The 14,745-nt window shown below is 63.6% G+C and carries 11 protein-coding genes and 1 tRNA gene; 5 read left to right on the top strand and 7 right to left on the bottom strand.

The annotated features are described in order from the left end of the window. Window positions 1-9: 9 nt before the first annotated feature. Window positions 10-2,067 carry an ATP-dependent DNA helicase RecG gene (gene recG / locus ACZ1JM_RS05755; RefSeq protein WP_465133884.1) on the bottom strand — a complete coding sequence of 686 codons (2,058 nt, stop codon included), beginning with the start codon at window positions 2,065-2,067 and terminating at the stop codon, window positions 10-12. A 106-nt stretch (window positions 2,068-2,173) separates the two neighbouring features. On the opposite strand from recG, the gene ACZ1JM_RS05750 reads away from it, so the two are divergent. Together ACZ1JM_RS05750 and ACZ1JM_RS05745 are read left to right on the top strand one after the other, a co-directional pair. Further along, the gene (locus ACZ1JM_RS05750) at window positions 2,174-2,596 is read left to right on the top strand and encodes a host attachment protein (RefSeq protein WP_465133883.1); all 423 of its coding nucleotides are present in this window, start codon (window positions 2,174-2,176) and stop codon (window positions 2,594-2,596) included. A 13-nt stretch (window positions 2,597-2,609) separates the two neighbouring features. Continuing rightward, window positions 2,610-2,909: an FAD assembly factor SdhE gene (locus tag ACZ1JM_RS05745; protein ID WP_465133882.1), complete on the top strand. Its 300-nt coding sequence runs from the start codon at window positions 2,610-2,612 to the stop codon at window positions 2,907-2,909. Window positions 2,910-2,919: 10 nt separating this feature from the next. On the opposite strand, the gene ACZ1JM_RS05740 is transcribed toward ACZ1JM_RS05745, so the two are convergent. Further along, window positions 2,920-3,666: a glucose 1-dehydrogenase gene (locus ACZ1JM_RS05740; RefSeq protein WP_465133881.1), complete on the bottom strand. Its 747-nt coding sequence runs from the start codon at window positions 3,664-3,666 to the stop codon at window positions 2,920-2,922. 148 nt (window positions 3,667-3,814) lie between these two features. Here ACZ1JM_RS05740 and mfd point away from each other — a divergent pair, with 148 nt between their 5' ends. Then, a complete protein-coding gene (gene mfd, locus ACZ1JM_RS05735; RefSeq protein WP_465133880.1) occupies window positions 3,815-7,303 on the top strand; it encodes a transcription-repair coupling factor in 3,489 nt (1,162 codons plus the stop codon). 152 nt (window positions 7,304-7,455) lie between these two features. On the opposite strand, the gene ACZ1JM_RS05730 is transcribed toward mfd, so the two are convergent. Further along, window positions 7,456-8,826, bottom strand: a complete 1,371-nt coding sequence (locus tag ACZ1JM_RS05730; protein WP_465133879.1) for an EAL domain-containing protein — start codon at window positions 8,824-8,826, stop codon at window positions 7,456-7,458. A gap of 117 nt (window positions 8,827-8,943) precedes the next feature. On the opposite strand from ACZ1JM_RS05730, the gene ACZ1JM_RS05725 reads away from it, so the two are divergent. After that, complete coding sequence (locus tag ACZ1JM_RS05725; RefSeq protein ID WP_465133878.1) at window positions 8,944-9,723, top strand: NAD kinase; 780 nt, start codon at window positions 8,944-8,946, stop codon at window positions 9,721-9,723. Between the two features lie 137 nt (window positions 9,724-9,860). Continuing rightward, window positions 9,861-9,935 (top strand) — tRNA-Asn (locus tag ACZ1JM_RS05720). A gap of 190 nt (window positions 9,936-10,125) precedes the next feature. Here ACZ1JM_RS05720 and ACZ1JM_RS05715 read toward each other — a convergent pair. From ACZ1JM_RS05715 to ACZ1JM_RS05700, 4 genes are all read right to left on the bottom strand, one after another. Beyond that, window positions 10,126-10,275 carry a hypothetical protein gene (locus tag ACZ1JM_RS05715; RefSeq protein WP_465133877.1) on the bottom strand — a complete coding sequence of 50 codons (150 nt, stop codon included), beginning with the start codon at window positions 10,273-10,275 and terminating at the stop codon, window positions 10,126-10,128. A gap of 240 nt (window positions 10,276-10,515) precedes the next feature. Continuing rightward, window positions 10,516-11,367 (bottom strand): SDR family oxidoreductase, encoded by an 852-nt coding sequence (locus ACZ1JM_RS05710; protein ID WP_465133876.1) that lies wholly within the window; start codon window positions 11,365-11,367, stop codon window positions 10,516-10,518. Between the two features lie 115 nt (window positions 11,368-11,482). Further along, the gene (gene secA, locus ACZ1JM_RS05705) at window positions 11,483-14,242 is read right to left on the bottom strand and encodes a preprotein translocase subunit SecA (protein ID WP_465133875.1); all 2,760 of its coding nucleotides are present in this window, start codon (window positions 14,240-14,242) and stop codon (window positions 11,483-11,485) included. A gap of 111 nt (window positions 14,243-14,353) precedes the next feature. Further along, window positions 14,354-14,629 carry a hypothetical protein gene (locus ACZ1JM_RS05700; protein WP_465133874.1) on the bottom strand — a complete coding sequence of 92 codons (276 nt, stop codon included), beginning with the start codon at window positions 14,627-14,629 and terminating at the stop codon, window positions 14,354-14,356. Window positions 14,630-14,745 lie beyond the last annotated feature (116 nt).

Here is a 14,745-nt window from a genome sequence, read left to right as displayed (position 1 = left end):
CGCCTGGCTTCAACCCGATCGCAGAAGCTGGACGCCCCAGTCGCGCTCGAACAGGTAGAGGAGCAAGCGTGCAGCTTCGCCGCGCGGGCCGGAAAGGCCGCCGTCGCGTTCTATCAGGAGGCGCGCGTCGTCGTGGGCGAGGGGCAGCAGCTTGGTGATCTGTTCCAGCGTGGCGATGCGGAACGGGGTATCGCCCGACTGGCGCGTGCCCAGAAGTTCGCCGCCGCCGCGCAGTTGCAGGTCTTCCTCCGCCAGTCGAAAGCCGTCCTGCGTCTCGCGCATCAGGGCGAGCCGCTGGCGGGCGGTTTCGGATAGCTGGTTGCCTCGAAGGAGCAGGCACGTCGATTTCTCTGAGCCGCGCCCGACCCGGCCGCGCAGCTGGTGCAGCTGGGCGAGGCCGAACCGCTCGGCCTGTTCGATCACCATCAGTGTCGCGTTGGGCACGTCCACGCCCACCTCGATCACCGTGGTCGCGACCAGCAGGCTCGCCTCGCCCCGCGCGAAGCGTTCCATCGCCGCGTCCTTTACCTCTGGGCGCAGCTGTCCATGGACGAGCGCGACGCTATCGCCGAACCGCTCCTTCAGGGCCGCATAACGAGCCTCGGCGGCGGCGAGGTCGTCGTTCTCGCTCTCGTTGACCATCGGGCACACCCAGTACGCCTGCTGCCCGCTTTCGACATGGCGAGCGAGCGCCCCGGCGACATCGTCCATCCGCTCCACCGACACCACGCGCGTATCGATCGCCTGACGACCGGGCGGCAGTTCGTCCAGTTTGGAGACTTCCATCTCGCCATATTGCGCCAGCGTCAGCGTGCGAGGGATCGGCGTTGCCGTCATCGCCAGCGTGTGCGGCACGCGGCGCCCCTTGCGCGCCAGCATCAGGCGCTGGCCTACACCGAAGCGGTGCTGCTCGTCGATCACCACCAACGCCAGATTGCGGTAGGCCACGCTGTCCTGGAAAATCGCATGCGTGCCGACGACGATCTGGATCGACCCGTCGAGCACCCCCATCAGGATCGCCTCGCGCGCCTTGCCTTTGTCCCGGCCCGTGAGCAGCGCGATCTCCACTCCCGTGCCCTGCAACATGCGCGACAGGGTGTCGTAGTGCTGGCGCGCGAGAATTTCGGTTGGCGCCAGCAACGCTCCCTGTGCGCCCGCCTCCACCGCGATCAGCATGGACGACAGCGCGACAACTGTCTTGCCCGATCCCACGTCGCCCTGAAGCAGCCGCAGCATCGGTGCGGACTGGGCCAGATCGCCCTCGATCTCGGCGATCGAACGCGTCTGCGCGCCGGTCAGCGCGAACGGCAGGCGAAGTTTTGCCCTCAGGCTTCCGTCGCCCGTGAGCGGCGTTCCCCGTTGCGATCGGTTGCTTTCGCGGACCAGCATGAGCGCCAGCGCATTGGCCAGCAGTTCGTCATATGCCAGCCGATCGCGCGCTTGGGCATGAACGCCGCGGTGAGCCTCAACCACGGCATCACGCCAGGCGGGCCAGCCGACTTTCGCCATTAGGCCCGGCTCAATCCATTCCGGCAGGTCCGGCAAGGCCTTCAACGCCTGTGCGACAAGCGAACCGATCCGCCCCTGCGTCAACCCTTCGGACAGAGGATAGACCGCCTCGCAAAGCTGGCCGAGCGGTGCGGAAGCATTTTCCGACACATGCTCCGGATGCACGATCTGGAGCATCTGGCCGTATTGGTCGATCCGCCCCGCGACCCAGCGCATCTCCCCCACGGGCAGCTGCTTTCGCGCGCTGTAGGACGCCCGGCCGAAATACGTGAGCGTGCAGATATTGCCGATGGCGTCCTGGGCCAGCACGCGGAACGGGCCGCGCCCGGCGGGGGACTTGTGCTCCACCACGGTGAGGGCGACGATCACATTCTCGCCCACGCTCGCCTCGTCCAGATTTGCGACGGCGCGCCGTTCCACGAAACGATCGGGCAGATGATAGATGATGTCGCGAAGGCGCTTCAGGCCCAGCTTCTCCAGCGGGCGCAGCAGCTTGGGGCCGACGCCGTCCAGCGCTTCGGTTTCGACGAACAGGGGATTGAGCGCTTCGGGCCGCATGATGCGTGCCTCTTAGCGTGACTTCCTGTCATTTCACCAGCCGGTGCGGAACTTCCTTCCACATCGTACCGTTGGAACGCGGGCATGCATCTAAAAGGAGAAGCCCATGCTCATACCGAACGGAACGGTTTTGGCGATCGTCGACGGAGAGAACTTCGAGCTCTATCGCAATTCCGGCATGCCGGCTGAGCCTCGCCTCACTTCGATGGATGCGCCCGAACTGGAAGCGACCAATTTCAGCGCCGGGGTGCGCCGTCAGGATGGCCCGACCCGCCATCAGGCGCGTACCGGCGATGGCAGCCGCGATGAACTGGACGAAAGCGCCCATGTCGCGGCGGTGACGGAGTGGCTCAACCAGCAGGTGCTGGCGAAGCATATCGACCAGCTGGTGGTGGTCGCCGATCCGCGCTCGCTTGGTGAGATGCGCCGCCATTATCATAAGGAGCTGAAAGGCGCGCTGATCGGCGAAGTGCCCAAGACGATGACCGGGCGTACCAGCGCCGAGTTGATCAAGGTACTGGCGAACTGACGACGCCTTGCCCATGCCCGCGCCGCATTGTATCGGCGCGGGCATGACCGAGCTTTCACCCCGCCTCGCCCGCCTGAAATTCCGCGCCTGGCATCGTGGCACTCGCGAGGCCGACTATATGATCGGCTGCTATTTCGATCGCTTCCACGCCGAATGGACCGAGCAGGATATCGATCTCTTCGAACGAATGATCGAGGAAGAGGACGTCGACATCATGGGCTGGGCGCTGGGTACGTTGAGCATTCCAGAGGAATATCGCGGCCCTCTGGTCGAGCGGATGATGAAGCTGGACTACGTGGTGATCCCGCGCTGAGGTATGCGCCTTAAAGGCTTGAGATGACGTGACCGCCATCGACGGGTATCACCACACCCGTCATATAGCGCGAGGCATCCGAGCACAGCAGCAAAAGCGGCCCGTCGAGATCCTCGAAGTTGCCGAACCTGCGCTGAGGGATACGCTTCGCCATCGCCTCGCCCAGCTTGCTCTCCAGATGGTCGCGGTTCATGTCGGTGGCGAAATACCCTGGGGCCAAGGCATTCACCCGAATGTCGTAGCGCGCCAGTTCCAGGCCCATCTGTTTCGTCATCTGCACGACGCCTGCCTTGCTCATGGCGTAGAGGGCGAGCTGCCCGCCTTGCCGAAGACCGAGAATAGAGGCGATGTTGACGATCGCGCCACCCTGTCCGCGCTCTCGCATCCCGCGTGCAGCTTCGGTGGCGACCAAGAACGCCCCGCGCAAATTGGCATCCATGATGTAGGCATAGTCCGCTTCGGTCGCGTCCAGCACAGCTTGCGCGCTGGATACTCCCGCGTTGTTGACAAGAACGTCGACAGGCCCCGCCTGCGCCACCGCCGCGCGAATGCTGTCCGCATCCGTCACGTCGAGAGCCACGCACGTCGCCTGCCCCCCAATCTCATCCGCCAGCGATTTCAGAGCGTCCATCCGCCGCGCGGCAAGCACCACCTGCGCCCCGGCCTTTGCCAGCACTTGCGCAAAATGCCGCCCCAGCCCGCTCGATGCGCCAGTCACGAGCACACGCTTGCCGTCCATACTGTCGATCACCGCCATGTCCTTCTCCGCTATGCGCTTTTTATCTGCGCGGTCACATTCGATAAACTGCTGATGCGCGGCACAAATCGGTCCGACAACTGACACATTGGCAGCAAGACGATTGTATTTCCCGGCCGCCCCGCATATCTCGCGCCCATTCGCCGATATGCCTGATTTTTCCCGCATCCTTTCCGCCTCGACGCCACTGACCCTGGCATCGGTGACGCGCGGCAGCCAGCCGCTGGTCATGGCCGATCTGGCTCGTGCCGTCGCCGGCGTCAATGGCGCCGGGGGCCGCGTAGTCTTCGTCGCCGACAACGAGACGGCGATGCGCGCGGTATCGGACGCCGCGCAATTCTTTGCCCCAGAGCTGGACGTCATCGAATTTCCGGCGTGGGACTGTTTGCCGTACGATCGGGCCAGCCCGGCGCTATCGGTCAGCGCCCGGCGTCTTGCCGCGCTCCATTCGCTGCAGGCCAAGCGCACCGGCCCGCAGTTGCTGGTCACCACCACAAACGCCCTGCTCCAGCGCGTCCTGACTCCATTCCGCATCCGCGAATCGGTGCGCCTGCTGAAGCCCGGCATGGAAGTGGGACACGAAAGCCTGATCGGCCTGCTGCGTCGCCAGGGCTACCAGCGGAGCGACACCGCGATCGACGCGGGCGAGTTCGCCGTGCGCGGATCGATCTTCGACATCGTGCCGTCCGGTCTCGATGGCGGCCTCCGCCTCGATTTCTTTGGGGACGAGCTGGAAACGCTGCGCCTGTTCGATACGGGGACGCAGCGCTCCACCGGCACCGTGCCGGAACATCTGCTGCTGCCCGCCAGCGAAGCCTTGCTGGACGATGACACCGTCAAGCGGTTCCGCACGCGCTATCGTGAACGGTTCGGGGCGAATGCCACCGCCGACCCCCTGTATCAGGCAGTCAGCGATGGTCGGCGGCTCGCGGGCATGGAGCATTGGCTCCCGCTGTTCGAGGACCGGCTGGTTACGCTGTTCGATCACCTTTCGAGCGATGACGTCATTGTGATGGACAGCGCCGCCGTCGGCGCGGCGGACGAGCGCATCACCGACATTGCCGACTACCACAAGGCCCGTCTGGACACCTCGGGACAGAAAGCCGGCTCCTACCGACCGCTGCCGATCGATTCGCTCTATCTCTCGAAAGACGAATTCGATCGCGCCATCGCCGATCACCCGGTCCACCGGTCCGACCCCTTCGCGCAGCCCGAAAGCGCCAAGGTCATCGACTTCGGTTTTGGCAATGCCCGCGATTTCGCTCCGGAACGTGCTCGGGGGGACAACGCCTATGAAGCGGCCGCCAAGCATTTGCAGGCGATCAGCAAGTCGGGTCGCAAGGCGATCCTGGCCGCCTACTCCACCGGCAGCCGCGCCCGCCTCGCCTCGATCCTCGGCGAAGCGCAGGGCCCGGAACCGCGCCTGGCCGAAACCTGGCAGGAAGCGCTCGGCCTTGCCGTTCAGGGCCGCTCCGCCGCGCTGGTCCTGCCGCTCGAAACCGGCTTCTCCAACGACGCGCTGGAAGTCATCACCGAGCAGGACATCCTGGGCGATCGCCTGGTCCGCCGGAAGAAGCGCAAGAAAGATTCCGACGCCTTCCTTGCCGAACTGGCGGCACTGACGCCGGGCGACCTGATCGTCCACATGGACCACGGCATCGGGCGCTACGAAGGCCTGCAGTCCATCCCCGTCGGCAAATCCCCGCACGACTGCGTGATGCTGACGTATGCGGGCGGCGACAAGCTCTACATCCCGGTCGAGAACCTCGACGTGCTGTCCCGCTATGGCAGCGAGGCCGAGGGCGTCACGCTCGACAAGCTGGGCGGAGAGGCATGGCAGCGCCGCCGCGCCAAGCTGAAGGAACGCATCCGCGAAATCGCGGGCGAACTGATGAAGACCGCCGCCGAGCGCGCCCTGCGGGAAGCGCCGGTTCTGGCGGCGGACGAATCCTCGTTCAACCAGTTCGTTGATCGTTTCCCGTGGCAGGAAACAGAAGATCAGGACGCGGCAATTTCCGATACGCTGGACGATCTCGCGTCCGGCCGCCCAATGGACCGGCTGGTCTGCGGCGATGTCGGCTTCGGCAAGACCGAAGTCGCCTTGCGCGCCGCATTCGTGGCGGCGATGGCCGGGCAGCAAGTCGCGGTCGTGGCACCAACCACGCTCCTCGCTCGCCAGCATTACTCCGGTTTCGCAGAGCGTTTCGCCGGCTTCCCTCTCAACGTCGGGCGGCTATCGCGTCTGGTGCCGGACAAGGAAGCCAAGGCGACCCGCGATGGGCTGGCCGAAGGAACCATGGACGTGGTCTGCGGCACCCACGCGATCCTCTCGAAATCGGTCAGCTTCAAGCGGCTCGGCCTCGTCATCGTCGATGAGGAGCAGCGCTTCGGCGTCAACCACAAGGAAAAGCTCAAGCAGCTGCGCGCCGACGTCCATGTCCTGACGCTGACGGCCACCCCGATCCCGCGCACGCTGCAGATGGCGATGAGCGGGCTACGCGAACTGTCCACCATCCAGACCCCGCCGGTGGATCGACTTGCCGTGCGCACCTACGTGATGGAGTGGGACGATATGGTGATGCGCGAGGCCCTGCTGCGCGAACACCATCGCGGCGGCCAGAGCTTCATCGTCGTCCCCCGCATCGCCGACATGCCCGAAGTCGAGGACTGGCTGCACAAGCACGTTCCCGAGGTGAAATGCATCACCGCCCACGGCCAGATGAGCGCAGGCGAAGTGGAAGAGCGCATGAGCGCCTTTTACGAGGGCAAGTACGAGGTGCTGCTGTCGACGACGATCGTCGAATCCGGCCTCGACATTCCGCGCGCCAACACGATCATCATTCACCGCGCCGATCGGTTCGGCCTGGCGCAGCTTTACCAGCTTCGCGGCCGCGTGGGCCGGTCGAAGCTGCGCGCCTATGCCTATCTGACCACGCCGCCGAACCAGGCCCTCTCGGAAGTATCCGAAAAGCGGCTCAAAGTGCTGGGCGACCTCGATTCGCTTGGCGCCGGGTTCCAGCTCGCCAGCCACGATCTCGACATTCGCGGGGCAGGCAACCTCCTCGGCGACGAACAGTCCGGCCACATCCGTGAGGTCGGGTTCGAACTGTACCAGTCGATGCTGGAGGACGCGATCCTCGCCGCGCGTGCGGGCGGGGTCGGGCTGGAAAAGGACACGACCGGCCTGTCACCGCAGATCACGGTGGAAGCACCGATCATGATCCCGGAAGAATACGTGCCAGACCTGGCCGTCCGCATGGCGCTGTACCGTCGCCTCAATGATGCGGACAGCCAGCAGGAAATCGAATCCCTTTCGGCGGAGATGATCGACCGCTTCGGCCCGCTGCCTCAGCCGACCGCGAACCTAGTCCAGCTGATCCAGATCAAGCGGCAGGCGATCGAGGCTCATGTCTCCAAGATCGATGTCGGCCCGCGTGGTACGCTGGTCAGCTTCCACAACGACAATTTCCCGAACCCCGCTGGCCTCATCGCGTATGCCGAACGCCTGCAAGGCGCGATCAAGCTGCGGCCGGACAACAAGCTGGTCCTGCAGCGTGCCTGGGGTGACCCGAAGAGCCGCCTGAACGGCCTGCTTCAATTGACCAAGGGCCTCAGCGCTGTTGCGCGCAAGGGCTGAGGCAGAAGAATTTCACGCGGAGGCGCGAGGGTCCCGCCCCTCCGGCGTAGCCCTTCAATCAGAAGCCTCGCGCTTGCCTCATCGAGTTCTGAGAGAAACAACCCTGCGGCGCCTCACACCTTCTTTGCGCCTTCGCGTGAAACCCCTTAATCCTAAGCCGCCGATGCTTCTGCTTCGCTGAGGCATTCCGTCCGAGCCAGCTTGTCGAACATCGCCGCGCTCATCGGCTGGGCGCGCAGGAAGCCCTGGAAATAAGCACACCCTTCGCGCGCGACGACCTGGCGTTGCCCTTCATCCTCGATACCCTCGGCAATGACCTGAAGGTCGAGCGCCCGCGCCATCGCCACGATCGCACGCAACACGGCAACGTCCCGCCGGTCGGTCGTGATGTCATCAATCATCGAGCGGTCCAGCTTCAGGTAATGGATCGGTAGCACTTTCAGATAGCGGAAGTTGCAGAACCCCGCCCCGAAATCATCCAGCGCGATGCGGATGCCCTGCGCCGAAAAGTCCGCCATGGTCTGCGCCGCCAAGGTGATGTCGCCGATCAGCGTCTGCTCCGTCACTTCCAGCGTCAGTCGGCGGGGCGGAAATCCGCTCTCGCGTACCAGATCCAGCATCTGCCGGGTGTAGCTGCCAAACGCAAGATCGGCCGCCGTGACGTTGATGGACAGGCGCAATTGCCCCGGCCACTGCTTCGCCGCCCACATCGCCTTGGCCGCGATATGCCGTGACAGAGGGCCGACGTGATCGGCGCGCTCGGCGATGGCGAACAGCGCGCCCGCGCCGATCCTGCCCAGTTCGGGATGATTCCAACGGGCCAGCGCCTCGGCGCCGGTCAGGCAATCGTCGGTCAGATCGAACTGTGGCTGGAACAGGACCTCGATCTCGTCCCGGTCGATGGCGACGAGCAGATCCGCTTCCAGCTGCTGGGCAGTGCGCCCCGGCGGCGTCACTTCGCCATCGGCCCAGGCGAGACGCGATCCTTGCTGATCGTGCGCATCGCTGAGCGCGTGACCCAGCCGGTCGAGCATCGATTCAACACTTTCCTCCGCAACGGCGCGGATCAACGCGACGCGCGGCGACAGGCGCAAAATACCGGATGCGACCGGGATCGGCCGGGCGATCATGTCGGCAAGCTGGTCTGCCACCAGTTGCCAGCGTTCTCGGCTGCACGCCTCGTTGGCCACCAGCAGGAAGCTGCCGCCACCCGCCCTCGCCAGCAACCATGGCCCGTCTAGTTCCTCTTCGGCAAAATGGCTGATCCGCGCCGCCACTTCTTCCAGCGCACCGTCGCCAGCCGCCTCGCCATAGGCCATGTTGATGGCGTCCAGACGACGAAGGCTCAGCAGCATGGCATGGACATGGGCCTTATGCGGCGCAAATCCGGGATCCGCGCGCCACGCCGCCACCCGGTCATGCACGGCATCGATGCCGGGGATACCGGTGAGCCGGTCGGTCAGCCCTCTGGCTGCGCTGCCCTTGCTTCGTCCGGCCATCTGATCGCTTCGTTTGAAACCCATGGTGCGGCCATAACCCAAACCCCTTGCAAAACCCTTCAAAATTCGACAGCCCCGCGTCTCACAACGGGCATAGTCCCGTAATGGGTCTGATCTGAAAAACAGGCCGACGGAGAAGTGATGAGCAAGGAAGCGAAACTGGCGCTGATCGTGTCGGACAGCGCGAAGGCGCAAGCCGGCGCCGTGGCACTGCGCAAATCGCATTCGTGGGTCTCTCCGGAAGAAGCGGACGTGCTCGTCGTCCTGGGCGGTGATGGCTTTCTGCTCCACGTCCTGCACGAAATGCTCGACTGGGATTTCATGAAGCCGGTGTACGGCATGAATCTGGGTACCGTCGGCTTCCTGATGAACGGTTCGCACGACGAAGTGCCCATCGCTCGGCGCGTGGCAGAAGCTCATTCGGTGCCCGTGCGCCCCCTCTGCATGCACGCGACCACCCGCGCCGGGATCGAGCACAGCTTTTACGCGATCAATGAAGTGTCGCTGCTGCGCGAAACCCGCCAGACTGCCAAGCTGGAAGTGCGCATCAATGGCCGGGTGCGCATGGAAGAACTGGCGGGAGACGGCATTCTGGTGGCGACCCCGGTCGGCTCCACCGCCTATAACCTGTCCGCCAACGGACCAATCTTGCCGCTGGGCTGCCGCATGCTCGCGTTGACGCCCCTAAGCCCCTTCCGCCCTCGCCGCTGGAAAGGCGCAATCCTGCCGGAAAGCGCGGAAGTGGAATTCTATATCCGCGAACCGGACAAGCGCCCGGTCGCGGCCGTCGCCGATCAGAAAGAAGTGCGCGACGTCGCCAAAGTGCGGATCATCGCATCTGCCGAAAAGGAACTGACGCTGCTGTTCGATCCCGGATTCACCTTGGAGGAACGCATTTTTGCCGAGCAGTTTCAGGTTTGAAGCTGACGCTTTCCACGCCCCGCACCGCGCGTAATTTTTTTGGTTTAAGGCAAATTTCTATGGAGACGGGGTTGCCAATCTTTCTGGCGCTGTTATAGGCGCACCCCTGCCCGGCGGTGGTAACACTGACAGGCTGCTCCCCGATAGCTCAGCGGTAGAGCATTCGACTGTTAATCGAATGGCCGTAGGTTCGAATCCTACTCGGGGAGCCAACATCTTCCAAATAGACCGGCAAATGCAGCCCCTGGCAGGGCGGGGATTGTTCGCCGATGCGCCTGCACCCGGCACTCATTCATACTGCCTTACCGATTAAGGCAAAGCCGCTCGGTGATTGAGCGCCCCATACAGCAAATTTGATCGGCATTCCGTTATTAGCGGCAGGTCATCAGCCTGAAGGCGTCATTATGTGTAGGGCGACGAATCCGGCTGCTTTGGCTTGTCGCCGGGACGGTCGCGCGCGAACTCTACCTCGTTCTGGCCTGGATTGAGGCGCTCCTGCCGCTTATCGTCCTGATGCTCTTTGTCTTCGTGAGTCCGAGGCGTGGTCATCATCGTTCCTTTCGCGGCGTTTCCTTACGAAAGAGCATCTAGCGGATTGGGTTCCCCTTATCGTGCTGTCGATCCTGGCTGCCTGCCCCGCAGTGCATCAATACTACTCGGATAAAAGCTGAACGCCCCTCACCGCTAACGACGCTGTTCGGGCCGATCCTCAGAGACTTGAGAGATTCCCACCATCTGATCGAGCAGCAAGGCGATTCCATCGCCCTCCTGCCCGATCATTGGCAATTCGCGCTACCCGTTCACGATCATCCCGCCGTTGGGATGGAGGACCTGCCCGCTCATGTAGCTGGCGTCCTCACACGCGAGGAACAGAAACGATGGCGCGACTTCGTTCGGCTGGCCGGGCCGCCCGATCGGGGTGCCCTCTCCGAAATGCTTCAGCTTTTCCGGGCTCGCCCCGCCGCAGGGATTGAGCGGAGTCCAGATCGGTCCGGGCGCGACGGCGTTGACGCGGATGCCGTGCTCGATGAGATTTTCCGAGAGCGAGCGTGTGAACGCGGTAATCGCGCCTTTGGTCGAGCTGTAATCCAGCAGTTCCTTGCTGCCGTTGTACATCGTCACGCTCGTGCAATTGACGATGGCCGCCCCTGCCTCGAGATGCGGACGCGCCGCCTGCACCAGGAAGAACATGCCGAAGATGTTCGTTTGGAACGTGCGCCGAAGCTGCTCTTCGGAGATGTCGGTGATGTCCTTGTCGGGATGCTGTTCGCCCGCGTTGTTGACCACGATGTCGATCCGGCCAAACGCCGCCAGCGTCTGCTCGACGATGCTGTCGCACATCGAGCGCGATCCTACATCGGCCCTGATCGTGATCGCCCGCCGTCCTTCGCTTTCGACGATGCGCTTGGTTTCCGCCGCGTCGTCATCTTCCAGGAGATAGACGATGGCGATGTCGGCGCCTTCACGGGCATAGAGGGCTGCCACCGCGCGGCCGATGCCGCTATCGGCGCCGGTAATGATGGCCACCTTGTCAGTAAGGCGGCCCGATCCGGGGTAGCGCGGTTGCCATTCCGGCTTGGGATCCAGAGTGCTTTCGTGACCGGGCAGGCCGTCCTCATGGATCATCTCGATGGTGTCGGTCATGTGCGTCTCCTTTGCAGAGGGAACGGCACACGACCGGGGACGGTTTCAGGCCGTCCCCGTCACTGGTCGTAGCGGACAGGCCATCGGACCCGTCACCTCAAGACCAGCCCCGCGATCAGACCAGAGCGCCGTGGCAGTGCTTGTACTTGTTGCCCGATCCGCATGGGCAAGGCGCGTTGCGGCTGATGGCCAGCCCGGCATAGGGATCGCCCTGTGACGGGTCCCCTTGGCCGTCCATGGTGAAGCCGCGCGTCGTTCCATCCGGGCTTCCGGCCAGATTGCCGAACAGCTCGGGATAGCGGCTGGAGCCGTCGCCATCGTCTGAATTGTCGAGACCGGTGAACGGATCGATATGGCCGGTGAGGAAGTCCGGCAGTTCGGGCAACATCGCAGGCTCTGGCATGCGGATTTCGCTTACCGAGATGATGCGCGTCACGTCCTCACGGATCGTGTCCAGCATCCGCTCGAACAGGCTGAACGCTTCCTGCTTGTATTCGTTGATCGGCTGCTTCTGGGCATAGGCACGCAGGAACACGACCTGACGCAGCGCGTCCAGCGTGGCGAGGTGTTCTTTCCAATAGTGATCAAGGCGGTCCAGCAGGATCGACTTTTCGACCTGACGCCAGATCGCGGGATCGTCCTGCGCCATTTTCTCGGCCATCTGCGCATCGGTCATGTCGGTGATGCGCTGTTCGATGTCTTCCGGCTCCACGCCATCCTCGTCGATCCACGCCTCGATCGGCACGTCGACGTTGAGGATGTCCTTGGCCCGCTCCTTCAGTTCCTCGACCTTCCAGTGCTCGGGATAGGAGCCTTGCGGGCAGGTGTCGGCGACCAGGGCGTTGATGGTGTCATGGCGCATGTCGACCACCACATCGTCCACGGTGTCCGCGTCCATGATGTCGGCACGCTGTTCGTAGATGACCTTGCGCTGGTCGTTCATCACGTCATCGTATTCGACGACCTGCTTGCGGACTTCGTAGTTGCGGGCTTCGACCTTCTTTTGCGCGGTTTCGATGGCCTTCGAGAGCCATTTTGACCCGATCGCCTCGCCGTCGGCAAGATTGTTGTTCATCATCTTGGAGAACAGCGTATCGGGGCCGAAGATGCGAAGCAGGTCATCCTCAAGGCAGAGGTAGAACTTGGACAGGCCCGGATCGCCCTGACGGCCTGAACGGCCGCGCAGCTGATTGTCGATACGACGGCTTTCGTGGCGCTCGGTGCCGATGACGCACAGCCCGCCAGCTTCGAGGACCAAACGCTTCTGCTCGCGCACTTCGGCCTTGATCTTGTCGATCGCGGCGTCACGCTCCGGCCCTTCGGGCATGTCGCGCAGCTCGTCCTCGATCCGGAACTCGACGTTACCACCAAGCTGAATGTCGGTGCCGCGACCGGCCATGTTGGTGGCGATCGTGACGGCGCGCAGACTGCCCGCCTGCGCCACGATGTGGGCTTCCATCTCGTGGAAGCGGGCGTTCAGGACCGAGTGCTTGACGCCTTCCTTGGTAAGGAAGTCCGACAGCAGTTCCGATTTCTCGATCGACACCGTGCCGACCAGCACCGGCTGCCCGGTCTCGTACTTCTCGCGGATCAGCTTGGCGATGGCAGCGAACTTGTCGAGCGTGTTCTTGTAGAACTCGTCTTCCTCATCCACGCGCATCACAGGGACGTTGGTGGGGATGGTGACGACGTTCATCTTGTAAATGTCGTAGAATTCACCCGCCTCGGTCGCGGCGGTGCCGGTCATGCCCGAAAGCTTGGGGTACATGCGGAAATAGTTCTGGAACGTGATCGACGCCAGCGTCTGGTTCTCAGGCTCGATCCGCACGCCTTCCTTGGCTTCTACCGCCTGGTGCAGGCCGTTGGACCAGCGACGCCCGTCCATCATGCGACCGGTGAACTCATCGATGATGACGACCTTGTCGTCCTTTACGATGTAGTCGGTATCGAGCTTGAACATGACCACGGCCTTGAGCGCCTGGTCCAGGTGATGGACGACCTGCGTGTTCTCGACGTCGTAGAGGTTCGAACCTTCCAGAAGCCCGGCGGCCTCGAGCATGCGCTCGGCCTTCTCGACGCCATCCTCGGTTAGCGAGATGTTCTTGGTCTTTTCGTCCGCCTCGTAATCCTCGGGCACCAGCTGCTTCACGATGACGTCGACCTGAACGTACAGCTCGCTCTTGTCGTCGGTCGGGCCGGAGATGATCAGCGGCGTGCGCGCTTCGTCGATCAGAATCGAGTCCACTTCGTCGACCACGGCGAAGTTGAAGGGGCGCTGCACCATCTGGCTGCGCTCGTGCTTCATGTTGTCGCGAAGGTAGTCGAAACCGAATTCGTTGTTTGTGCCGTACGTGATGTCGGCGCCATAGGCTTCCCGGCGCTCGAACTCGTTGAGGTTGGGCACGATCACGCCGATGGTCAGACCCAGCAAGCCATGCAGGCGGCCCATCTGCTCGGCGTCGCGGCGAGCGAGGTAATCGTTCACGGTGACGACGTGAACGCCCTTGCCCTCCAGCGCGTTCAGGTACGTCGCGGTGGTGGCGACCAGGGTCTTGCCCTCACCCGTACGCATTTCAGCGATTTCGCCGCGATGAAGGACGATGCCGCCGATCAGCTGGACGTCGAAGTGGCGCATGCCGAACACGCGCTTCGACGCCTCACGCACCGTGGCGAACGCTTCCGGCAGAATGTCGTCGAGCGACGAACCATTGGCCAGCATCTCCCGGAACTTGGGCGTTTGGGCGGACAGTTCATCGTGGCTAAAGGCCTCCAGCGCCGGCTCGAAAGCGTTGATCTGGGCGACGATCTTGTCGAGCGACTTGACGTAGCGCTCGTTGGACGAGCCGAAGATGGATTTGACGAGTGCGCCGAGCATGGCGGTGGATCCCTGTTTTCGTGAATGCGTAAGATGGATTGGCGCGCTTCGACCCGCAGGCCGAGCACGCGAACGCTCGCCGAACGAGCGTGAAATGGCACGTCGCCCGCGTTACTCGCGGGCGCGGTCTATTCCTGTGAGAACCGTCGCAACGGCGATCGGGGCCGACGCAACAATGCGCGGCGGCGCATGGAGTCGCGTGTTACGCAGCCCCGGCTCGGGCAATCGCGCCAACGCCACCGGCGCACGCGGAGCTTTCGCAGCGACCTCCCGCAGCGGCTGCACCTGCACCGCCGACGACCGCGACGCGCACGCTTCCACCGTGCCGATTTGCGCGGCAAGGCCCGTCAGCAGGGCAAGCAGGGTCAGGAGCAGGCGATGGGCCATGATGGATGCAGATAGGGTCGAGTGCGCGACCTGTCCACCACACACTTGATTCCGTCGTGCATTCGGCTGTCCGGGCGCTTTCCGCTGCTTGACGTTGGATGCCCACACGCTAGGCA

It is taken from the genome of Novosphingobium sp. BL-S-24 (assembly GCF_055521575.1).
This window is presented reverse-complemented; position numbering and strand designations above follow the sequence as displayed.

Excerpts from the sequence above, each read along its gene's own strand:
- mfd (WP_465133880.1), top strand. The coding sequence starts at position 3,815 with ATGCCTGATTTTTCCCGCATCCTTTCCGCCTCGACGCCACTGACCCTG.
- ACZ1JM_RS05715 (WP_465133877.1), bottom strand. The coding sequence starts at position 10,275 with ATGATGACCACGCCTCGGACTCACGAAGACAAAGAGCATCAGGACGAT.
- ACZ1JM_RS05700 (WP_465133874.1), bottom strand. The coding sequence starts at position 14,629 with ATGGCCCATCGCCTGCTCCTGACCCTGCTTGCCCTGCTGACGGGCCTT.
- ACZ1JM_RS05740 (WP_465133881.1), bottom strand. The coding sequence starts at position 3,666 with ATGGCGGTGATCGACAGTATGGACGGCAAGCGTGTGCTCGTGACTGGC.
- ACZ1JM_RS05725 (WP_465133878.1), top strand. The coding sequence starts at position 8,944 with ATGAGCAAGGAAGCGAAACTGGCGCTGATCGTGTCGGACAGCGCGAAG.
- recG (WP_465133884.1), bottom strand. The coding sequence starts at position 2,067 with ATGCGGCCCGAAGCGCTCAATCCCCTGTTCGTCGAAACCGAAGCGCTG.
- ACZ1JM_RS05710 (WP_465133876.1), bottom strand. The coding sequence starts at position 11,367 with ATGACCGACACCATCGAGATGATCCATGAGGACGGCCTGCCCGGTCAC.
- ACZ1JM_RS05730 (WP_465133879.1), bottom strand. The coding sequence starts at position 8,826 with ATGGGTTTCAAACGAAGCGATCAGATGGCCGGACGAAGCAAGGGCAGC.
- secA (WP_465133875.1), bottom strand. The coding sequence starts at position 14,242 with ATGCTCGGCGCACTCGTCAAATCCATCTTCGGCTCGTCCAACGAGCGC.
- ACZ1JM_RS05745 (WP_465133882.1), top strand. The coding sequence starts at position 2,610 with ATGCCCGCGCCGCATTGTATCGGCGCGGGCATGACCGAGCTTTCACCC.
- ACZ1JM_RS05750 (WP_465133883.1), top strand. The coding sequence starts at position 2,174 with ATGCTCATACCGAACGGAACGGTTTTGGCGATCGTCGACGGAGAGAAC.